Consider the following 2,191-nt stretch of genomic DNA (forward strand, 5'->3'; position numbering starts at 1 on the left):
CGACCTCGCGCTGGTCCTCCTCCGCCTGCCGGGCGGCGTGCGCGGCCTCGTAGAGCACGATCGAGGCGGCCGGGTCGAGGACGCCGCTGGTGGCCAGCTCCTGCGCCACCGAGGCGCGCCGGAGCAGCTGGGCGTCGAGGGCCGCCTTGGCGGCGTCGATACGGGTGTGCAGCCGGTCGAGCCGGCCGGCGGTCCAGCTCAGGTAGACGCCGATCAGGCAGAGCGCGACCGCGACGAGGAGCAGGGTCAGGGGTGTCGACACGTCACGCCTCCCGGTCCCGGGCGGGGCCGAAGCGGGCCGCCCAGCGGCCGGCGCGCTCGTCCTCCGCCACCGACTGGGCGCCCTGGGTCACCGTCTCGTACACCGACAGGATGTCCGCGCCGACCGTCGACCAGTCGAAGCGCTGTACGTGCCGGCTGCCCCGCTCGCGCAGCTCGGCCCGGCGGGCGCCGTCCAGCAGCAGCCCCGCCGCCCGTTCCGCCAGGTCCCCGGCGTCCGCGCGGGCGAACACCTCGCCCGCCGTGCCGCCGTCCAGCACCTGCACGAAGGCGTCGAGGTCGGCGGCCAGCACCGGCGCCCCCGCCGACATCGCCTCGACGAGGATGATGCCGAACGACTCGCCGCCGGTGTTCGGCGCGACGTACAGGTCGACGCTGCGCAGCAGCCGCGCCTTGTCCTCGTCGCTGACCATGCCGAGGAACTCCACCCGGGCGCGCACCTCGGGCGCCAGATGCCCCGCGATCTCCGCGGGGTCGCCGCGCCCGGCGACCAGCAGGCGGGCGTCGGGCACCCGCTCCAGGATCCGCGGGAACGCCTCCATCAGCACCGGCAGCCCCTTGCGCGGCTCGTCGATCCGGCCGATGAAGCCCAGCGTGCGGCCCTGCCACGCGGCCTTCGGCTCGGCCGCGGCGAAGAAGGAGACGTCGACGCCGTTGGGGATGACGACGGCGTCGCCGCCGAGGTGCTCGACCAGCGTGCGGCGCGCGTACTCGCTGACGGCGATGCGGGCGCTGATCTTCTCCAGCGCCGACTGCAGGATCGGGTACGCGGCGATCATGCCGCGGGAGCGCGGGCTGGACATGTGGAACGTGGCCACGATCGGCCCCTTCGCCGCCCAGCAGGCCAGCAGGGCGAGCGACGGCGCCGCCGGTTCGTGGATGTGCAGCACGTCGAAGTCGCCGTCGCGCACCCAGCGGCGTACCCGGGCGGCGGACAGGAAGCCGAAGTTGATGCGCGCCACGGACCCGTTGTACGGCACGGGGACGGCGCGGCCGGCCCCGACGACGTACTCGGGCAGCGGGGTGTCGTCGTCCGCGGGGGCGAGTACGGAGACCTCGTGGCCGGCGGCCCGCAGGTGCTCGGCCAGGTCCCGGACGTGGAACTGCACGCCGCCGGGCGCCTCCCAGGAGTACGGGCAGACGATCCCGATCCTCACCGCGACGCCCCGCCCTTGAGGTCGTCCAGCCAGAAGCGCTGGAGCATGTGCCAGTCCTCCGGGTGGGCGGCGATGCCGGCGGCGAAGTCGTCGGCCACGGCCTGCGTCATGGCGGCGGTCTTCTCCGCGCGGGTGCCGGTCGCGGGCACCTCCACGGGGGCGTGCACCCGCCCCTGCAGGACGGGCGAGTCGTCGTACCAGAGCGTGACGGGCAGCAGCAGCGCGCCGGTCTGCTGGGCGAGCAGCGCGGGGCCCGCGGGCATCCGGGCGGCGGAGCCGAAGAAGTCGACCTCGACGCCGGTGGCCGACAGGTCGCGGTCGGCGACCAGGCAGACCAGCCCGCCGCCGCGCAGCCGCCGGGCGAGGGTGCCGAAGGCGCTCGCGCCGCCGTGCGCCAGCACCTCCATGCCCAGGCTCTCGCGGTACGCGACGAAGCGGTCGTACAGCGACTCCGGCTTCAGCCGCTCCTGCACGGTGGTGAAGGGCACCCCGAGCTTGGTGGTGACCCAGGCGCCCGCCAGGTCCCAGTTGCCCATGTGCGGCAGCGCGAGGATCACGCCGGTGTCGCCGGCGAGGCCGTCCTCCAGCCAGTGCACGTCCTTGGGGTCGAAGCCCTCGCGGACGCGCTGGCTGCTCCAGGCGGGCAGCCGGAAGGACTCCATCCAGTAGCGCATGTACGAGCGCATCCCGGCCCGGCTGAGCGCGGCCAGCCGCTCGGGCCCGGCGTCCGGGACCACGCGGGCGAGGTTCGACGT

At 75.1% G+C, this 2,191-nt stretch carries 2 protein-coding genes and 1 pseudogene; all 3 read right to left on the bottom strand.

Going from position 1 to position 2,191, the window contains the following annotated elements; translation table 11 throughout:
• A pseudogene (locus tag H5J30_RS28655) lies at positions 1–262 on the bottom strand (hypothetical protein); the annotation flags it as partial.
• 1 nt (position 263) lies between these two features.
• Positions 264–1,436 carry a glycosyltransferase family 4 protein gene (locus H5J30_RS28660; protein WP_181790189.1) on the bottom strand — a complete coding sequence of 391 codons (1,173 nt, stop codon included), beginning with the start codon at positions 1,434–1,436 and terminating at the stop codon, positions 264–266.
• On the bottom strand, positions 1,433–2,191 hold a 759-nt coding region (locus H5J30_RS28665; protein WP_181790190.1), incomplete at its 5' end, for a phosphatidylinositol mannoside acyltransferase. The genes H5J30_RS28665 and H5J30_RS28660, both read right to left, overlap by 4 nt.

It is taken from the genome of Streptomyces phytophilus (assembly GCF_013870535.1).
Taxonomy (GTDB): Bacteria; Actinomycetota; Actinomycetes; order Streptomycetales; family Streptomycetaceae; genus Streptomyces; species Streptomyces phytophilus.